Origin of the sequence: Fischerella sp., from assembly GCF_013388695.1 — a bacterium.
GTDB lineage: Bacteria > Cyanobacteriota > Cyanobacteriia > Cyanobacteriales > Nostocaceae > PCC9605.
Map to the genome: position 1 here is coordinate 1 of NZ_JACAEU010000188.1, position 8,032 is coordinate 8,032.

Sequence of the window (8,032 nt, forward strand, 5' to 3'; positions counted from 1 at the left end):
TGGAAGTCATCTCACTTATCTTGCTCTGATGTCAAGTACGTTTTTTACACCGCTGATTATTCTTGTCTTGTTTAATTTGTCAAGCTATTTTTATACTAAATTAGATGAGCTTACCCTGATCCGATTCCCCCAACCCCCCTTAAAATGGGGGAAGTAATTTATAGACCCTTAAAAAGGGGGGATTAAGGGGGAATCTACAATCGACGAAAGGGTTAGAGATCCTTAATATTCACTTTATAAATCACCTCTAAAAAACTATTTAGATACTTAAAAATTAAGCAAACAAATATCTAATGAATTGCCCAAGGATAAATGTTCACTACTAAGTAGCAAACAAGATCTGAAAAATTGTTAGTTTTACCAAAAAAAATTGGATTGTGACTTGGGGTTTGTATCCCCTAAGCTAAAACTCTAAGTTTCAGTATCTATAACGTAGTTATTTAAATGGAAGTTTCACAGCAAGATTTAATCAAAATAGTGGAGGCAGCTACTACCCTGACCGAAACATTGGACAAGCGCTTTATCTTTGATGAGGCAAAAGTCAATGAAAAGCTGATTAACTCTCGCTTGGAAGCGTGGCGTCAGGTTGTGGCACAGGGGAATCCAGAAAAATTTGCCAAACGCCTCGCTTGGGATGGACTAGATTCTAGCAGTATCGATAATGTTCTCAGTGATACTCGTCTTGCCGATGCACAGCAACTCCCCTCCTGGACTGAATCTTTGCGGGAAGCTTTGCAAACCGACTGGAAAACAGCGTATGCAGCTGTATCTCGCTGTTTGGATGGCGAAAAACCAATTCCCTTTGAAGAAGTTTATCTGCCCTTTGTTCACGTAGCGCGGCAGAAACTCATTATACAGGTGGGTGCTAGTTGGCAACTGCTGTCGGAAGCAGCTTGCATATGTCTGGAACGTCAACTGTTATTGCGCTTAGCATCTCTTTGCGCCCAGTGTTTACAGGTTGAGTTTTCACTATTTAAAGCGCTGAAGCAATCTGCTTTTACCCTCTTATGGGGACGAGGGCAAGACTTAGGTTCCGATCGGCAGTACCAAACCTTTGTCCAAGATCTGAAAACAGGCAATATACTCTCTTTTTTCCAAAAGTACAGCGTCTTAGCTCGCTTGGTGGCAACGACGATGGATTTCTGGGTGGAGGAAAAAGCAGAATTTCTCCAACGACTGGCATCAGACTTGTCAACCATCCAGGAAAACTTCTCAGAAGATACAGGTCGGGTTGTTGCCATTCAATTAAATCTCTCCGATTCTCACAATCAGGGACGCTCGGTAATAGCATTATCCTTTGCCTCTGGATTGAAACTGATATACAAACCTAGAGGGTTAGGTTTGGAAGCTGCGTATTTTCAGTTACTAGCTTGGTGTAATCAACAGCAAGTTCTGCTGCCGTTCAAGTTACTCAAAGTTATCGACTGCAAAACTCATGGCTGGATGGAGTATGTAGAGTATTTGCCCTGTGAGAACGAAGCAGCAGTGCAGCGATACTACCAACGTGCTGGAATGCTTCTATGTCTACTCTACGTACTGCAAGGTAATGACTTCCATGATGAAAATCTGATTGCTAGTGGAGAACACCCAGTACTGATAGACCTAGAAACCCTTCTTCATCCTCATGCCCACGAGATTAACCCCACAAATGAAGTAGGGGCGCAATCCCTAGCGAATCAGCAACTTTTTGAAGATTCCGTGTTGTGGACTGGACTACTGCCGAGATGGGAATTGGGAGCAGATGGAGGGAAAGCTCACGATGTTAGTGGGTTAGGGGGAGTTGGTGGGGAAATCCCTTTTAGAATGCCAAAGTGGCAAAATATCAACACTGACAACATGGTATTGGAGTACGAGCTTGGTATCATGCCACCCGCAGCCAATACACCTTTTCTCAAAGATATCACCCTATCACCCAATGATTACGTTAATCAACTTGTAGACGGTTTCCGGCAGATGTATCAGTTCCTGACAGAACAGCGAGAAGCGCTTCTGACGACTGATAGTCCTTTAAACATCTTGGCTCATCAAAGAGTACGATTTTTGTTCCGCCCTACCCACATTTACTCTCATATTTTGGGTAAAACTCTGCACCCAAAATTTCTACGGCATGGTGTAGACCGTAGTATTGAACTGGATGTGCTAAGTCGAGCTTTTTTGGGAGCCGATACAAAACCTTCCGTCTGGTCGCTGCTAGTAGTGGAACTACAAGCCTTAGAACAAATGGATATTCCTTACTTCGCTGCTGATTCAAGCAGCGATGCTCTCTGTGTCAACCCTGACTTGAGAATTCAGGCATATTTCAAACAACCTAGCTACGACCAGATGATTTCTCGTCTGCAACAGCTTAATGATGCAGATTTAGCCCAACAAATTGCCATTATTCGTGGTTCTTTTTACTCGCGGGTGGCTCGTGGCATAACCAGTATCACATCTAACCTAAGTGATAATACTAGTTTAAAACTAGATGAAACAGCTCCTTTGACACAAGCACAGCTAGTGCAAGAGGCGGTAGAGATTGGCAAAGAACTCCAACAACGAGCAATTCAAGCTGTTGACGGTGGTTTTACTTGGATTGGTATGGGATACCTGCCTAAAGCTCAACGGATGCAACTTCAGCCATTGAGCTATGGATTATACGACGGTATTTGCGGGGTTGCTTTGTTTATAGCAGCGTTGGCAAAAATTACTGGTGACGTAGGATTTCGAGATTTAGCAAAAAGTGCGTTGCAAGACCTGAGAAAAACTTTGCAGGATACAGACCCAAGCTTTCAGGCTAAAATTACCAAGCAAATGGGTATTGGTGGAGGCATTGGATTAGGGTCTATTATTTATACTTTAGTACAGATAAGTCAGTTTCTAGATGAACCTGAACTTTTGGATGTTGCGAGCCGGGGAGCGTCCCTAATCACTCAGGAAAGCATTGCGGGCGATCGCCAGTTTGACACGATCGGTGGAGCAGCAGGGGCAATACTAGGGTTACTGAGTTTATACCAAGCAAAAGCAGATCCAGCTGTTCTGGAGCAAGCTACTGCCTTAGGTTATCATCTACTGATTAACCGCACTCAGAGCGATTCTGGATTTAGAGCTTGGGCAACCCTAGCAGGCAAGTTAGCGACGGGATTTTCTCATGGCGCAGCAGGTATTGCCTACGCCCTACTGCGATTGTACAAAACCACGCAAGAAACAGTTTTTCTGGAAGCAGCCGAGGAAGCAATTGCCTACGAGCGCAGCGTATTTTCTCCCAGCGCCGGAAATTGGCAAGACGTGAGAGAAGATCAGCCTGCTTTTATGACCAGTTGGTGTCATGGTGCTCCTGGCATAGGTTTAGGTCGTTTGGGGGGTCTGGCAATCCTTGATACTCCAGAAATCCGCCAAGAAATTGCAGTTGCCATAAATACAACCCAACAGTTTGGTTTACAGAACCTCGACCATCTTTGTTGCGGTAACTTTGGCAGGATGGAGGTGCTATTGATTGCTGCCTCCAAGCTGTCGAGTTCAGAACTCTGGAATACTGTCCAAAAACAGGCGGCATGGCTTGTAACAAGGGCAAAGCAAGTCGGTGCTTTTTATCTATTTCCTGAATTTCCGGCAGATATTTACAACCCTGGTTTCTTTCAAGGCACTGCTGGAATCGGTTATGAACTACTGAGGCTGGCGTATCCAGAATCACTTCCTTCGGTGTTGCTGTGGGAGTGAATGAGGAATTGAAATTGGTTAGTGGTTAATAGTTTATAGAACAAAACCATGAACCATCAACAACCAACATTATCTAAAATCTAAAATCAGAATGAAGCGCTTACATCGGTTACTTTACCCGCCTGCCTGGTCTATTGCTGCTAAACTTTCAGCAGCTTTGCTTGCTGTGGCGATCGCGCCGATGAGCTTCACTGCCTACTATAATCTGCAACAAAGTTTAGAAAGTCTGGAGGCTGGCGAATACCGCAAACTAGAATTATCAGCTACCAGTGCTGCTAGTCGCCTTGACCAACTAATTATCGATATTCAGCGCGTTTTAACGCAAGTCAGTAATGATGCAGGTGTGGTGAGTTTCCTTGCTGCTACAACATCTGCAAAGCGAGAAGCTTTCCGCCCCAACCTGCAACAAACACTATTAAATGTCTTTCATTCTAACCCCGACTTTGATGCTGTCTTTCTCATGGATAAAGACGGTGAGTGTCTCGCTTCCACCGATCCATCATTTGTTGGTCAAAACTATGCCTTCCGTGAATACTTTCAACAGTCAATTCAGGGACACTCTCACGTTTCTAGTATCTTAGTGGGTACAACAAGTAAACGACCAGGACTTTTCCTCTCTCACCCTGTGCGATCGCCCAAAGGCGAAATTGTGGGAGTGGCGGTACTCAAAATTAGAGGAAAAGATATCTGGGCAATAGTTAATGCATTGCAGGTAGGCTCCTTAAGCTACGCCTTCCTCATCGATCAGCATGGAGTAATCATCAGCCATCCCAATCAATCTCTCCTTTACCATAGCCTCAACCCCTTGCCACCAGAGACTCTTAAGCAGGTCGTGACTGATAGACGTTACGGACTCGATGAGATTAAAAGCTTGAACATACCAGAGTTGCAGGTGATGGTGAAAGCAAAAGAGCCGGGTAACAGCGGTTATCATTTTCCAAGTGAGCAGATGTCCCGGATAGTTGGCTTCGCACCCTTGCAAGTGCAACCTTGGGTATTGGGGGTTAGTCAACCCAAAACAGAATTTAAAGCTCCTTTAAATCGCCTCATTTGGCAGCACGGCAGTATTGTTGTGATGGTAGGAGGAATTACCGCAATCATTGCACTGCTCCTTGCACGAAGCATTTCCCGACCAATTCGCGCCCTTACAGCCGTAGCACAAACACTAGAGCAGGGGAATTTTAATTCTGAGCCGTTGCTTGAGCTGCCTTCCCGGAATGATGACATGGGACAGCTAGTAGGTGTCTTTTTACACATGTCTGATAAGGTTAGGGATAGAGAACAAAAGCTGAAACAGCAGGTAATTGATCTAAAGATTGAGATTGACGAAACCAAGAGAGCTAGAGAGTTTGCGGAGATTACTGATAATGAACACTTTCAAGAATTACAGAGAAAGATTCAGAAACTTAGAGCTTCTGCTGTTAGTACAGGCGAAACAGAAACTGAGTACTATCAACGATTGCAAACTCAAGTAAAATCCCTCAAGGAGAGGGGGAGAGGGGGAGAGTGGGAGAATAACCACTAACCACTAACCACTAACCACTAACTACTAACTACTAACTACTAACAAATAACCAATGACCAATGACGAAGAACTAATCTCGCGTGAAGAAGTATTGGCGGGTTTACCTGCTAGACGAGCAAATACACTATTGTTTTTGATTGAGAGTCGAACAGCGCAGATAGTAGCGCGATCGCTGGTGGAATTTTCCCTCACAGAGCAAGCTGCAAATGAGCGCGATCTGGCTTACTTGGAAGCCTTTACTTCAGGTCACGCACCACCATTTCATCCCACGATCCAGCATTTGGAACGCCATGCCCTGCAATGGACACCTCTAGTGCCAGAAAATCCCAAACTCAAAGCCGCTATTGCTCATGCTCTCGGTGAGAAGTACGCTTTCACCTATGAAGTAGTCCCTAACATCCGGGCAGCTTTAGGTTTAGATGAGAAAGCAGTACAAGTGGCTTACCTCCGCTTATACAGAAGACAGCTATTGAAAATCTTTGCATCCAGACTACCTTTAACAGAACAGTTACGCTGGACTTTCGCGGCGATCGCACACCGGCTTGAGTCTCTCCCTCCTTTCTGGCTTGCCTCTTTGGTAACTGTTGCTTTAGGTCTACCTCAAGCTTTCTTAGCCTTGCCCATTGCTGTAGTCGATATTGGCCCCTTGGCTACTGTTGCTTTTGTAATCATCATCGGCATTGTTAATATCTTGACTATGGCTTGCATGGCTGAAGCGATCGGTCGCAGTGGCGACTTCCGTTATGGCAATGCTTTTATCAAACAATTAGTATCTAATTACTTAGGAAACGCTGGTTCTTTTATACTATCAATAGCTGTAGGCATCCGTGTTTTTCTCATAGCTTTGGCTTGTTACATCGGTTTGTCAGCTACTATGGCAAATCTAACACACATACCAGCAGCACTATGGGCGATATTGCTTTTCTTAGCTGGATTCTATCTGCTTTCACGGCGATCGCTCAGTTTCACTGTTGCTGTGATGATATTGCTTGCAGCTATCAACGTTAGCTTGCTGCTCATCCTCTCACTTTTGGCATTTCGCCACCTGCAACTAGACAACCTTTTATACATCAACTTGCCTTTTCATGCTCGCCATCCTTTCCAACCTTGGATGCTACAACGGGTTTTTGGTGTTGGCCTCATGCTCTACTTTGGGCATGTATATGTAGGTGAGTGTGCGAAAGTGATACTCCCGCGCGATCCTAGTGCTGGATCGCTGATCTGGGGTAGCGTGGCGGGAACTACTTTCTTAACTGTTCTTTTTTGCATCTGGGTATTGGCAGTCAACGGAGCTATTCCACCGCAATTGTTAGCAGGACAGTCAGGCACAGTTCTAGAGCCACTAGCTATTCAAATTGGCCCGGTCGTTCCAGTCTTGGGAATAGTTTTAGTCATTCTTCTGTTGGGAATGGCTTGGCTGCGTAGTTCCAGTCTCTTGCTCAACTTAGCAAAAGAATGGTTGCCTGCTCAACCTCGACCCGTTTTGATGCTACACCGTCAACAGGGAACATTGATATTGCACCCTTGTGGCGATCCCAGTTGCGTACCTCGTTTTGGTTTAACTTATCTAGGATTGGAAGAGAATCAGCCAAAATTTCGTTTAGATATCCAGTCGAGCGGGAACATACATCATGTAGAGATAACAGTTGCTGAGCGCTGGGAGATTAAAGAACTACTTGAGGAGTTTCCTGACTTACGCAAGTGGAACATTTACCTGATGCTCTCAGTGCGATCGCCTAATCAAGATAGCGTCTGCGTGCAAATCACCTCACCAATGATTCTCGTCTATGAGGGAGGGTTAAAGACAGATGTCATAAATACTACACACAATTCCAGGCGGGTTAGTAATCTTGTCAAAAGACCCATAGCATTTAAATGCCTATCTAATTTACTTTCCCAGCGTCGCTTTTTCCTATCTATTAGTCCGTTAATATTAGTCTTATTTTTGACAGAATGGCTTATCTTTACTGATGCACAATCATTCGCTGGCATATTAGCATTTGCGGGTGTACTTGGCAACACAATTGTAGGTGGTATTTTCCCAATTCTCCTGTTAGTTTCTAGCCGGCAAAAAGGCGAACTGATACCGGGAGTAGTCTTCGGTATCCTGAATCATCCAGTTTTCAGCGTCGGTATATACAGTCTGTTTTTAGCTATCTTGTTTATTCACGGTTTGTTCATTTGGGAAAATCCTGTGGCGCGTCTGTGTGCATTGAGCATCGCTTTGTTATCACTAGCAACCACCTTTGTGATGAAGCGCTATGGAGCTTTTGCTTCCCGTGTGGTAGTAGAACTGCTGACTGAGCAACCAGGAGGGCGATCGCTCTTTAAAATTGCTGCTGGTGGACAACCGAAGATAGCAGAGGTGCGACTGGGATATGCTGAGGGTGAACAACATCACCAAGCTTCTACTGTCGAAATTCCATCACTTCAGTCACTGCAATATGCCATCTTCCATCTACCAACCAAGCGAGAAAAAGAGCTGAGAGTATGGACACATACAAGCAATTCCAGTAGAAATGACTTCAAAAATTTGCCCGCACTTGTAGAAATCGAGAGTGGAGACAAGAATATGCAGTTTGATTTAAAGCTATCCAGTGGAAGAGTTTTGCTTCCTCTAGTTAACGATGAGTGCTGCTTGAAGTTCAGATTTTGAAGGGGAAGGGGAAAAGAGGGAAGACATTATCACCGAATGGATTTTTCTTGGTGTCTTAGTGTCTTGGTGGTGAAAAAAGAATTCTGGAAACACCCTTCGGGTTCGCCAGTCCCCCATCGTGACGGGAACCGCCAAGACGGGGGCTGGTCTCACCA

3 protein-coding genes are annotated in these 8,032 nt (G+C 44.7%); all 3 read left to right on the plus strand.

From position 1 onward, the window contains the following. The first annotated feature begins 444 nt into the window (after positions 1-444). Positions 445-3,696, plus strand: a complete 3,252-nt coding sequence (locus tag HXY43_RS25095; protein ID WP_290889422.1) for a type 2 lanthipeptide synthetase LanM family protein — start codon at positions 445-447, stop codon at positions 3,694-3,696. 91 nt (positions 3,697-3,787) lie between these two features. Beyond that, entirely contained in the window at positions 3,788-5,221 is a 1,434-nt protein-coding gene (locus HXY43_RS25100) for a cache domain-containing protein (protein ID WP_290889425.1), read from the plus strand. A 52-nt stretch (positions 5,222-5,273) separates the two neighbouring features. After that, positions 5,274-7,877 (plus strand): hypothetical protein, encoded by a 2,604-nt coding sequence (locus tag HXY43_RS25105; RefSeq protein ID WP_290889428.1) that lies wholly within the window; start codon positions 5,274-5,276, stop codon positions 7,875-7,877. Positions 7,878-8,032 lie beyond the last annotated feature (155 nt).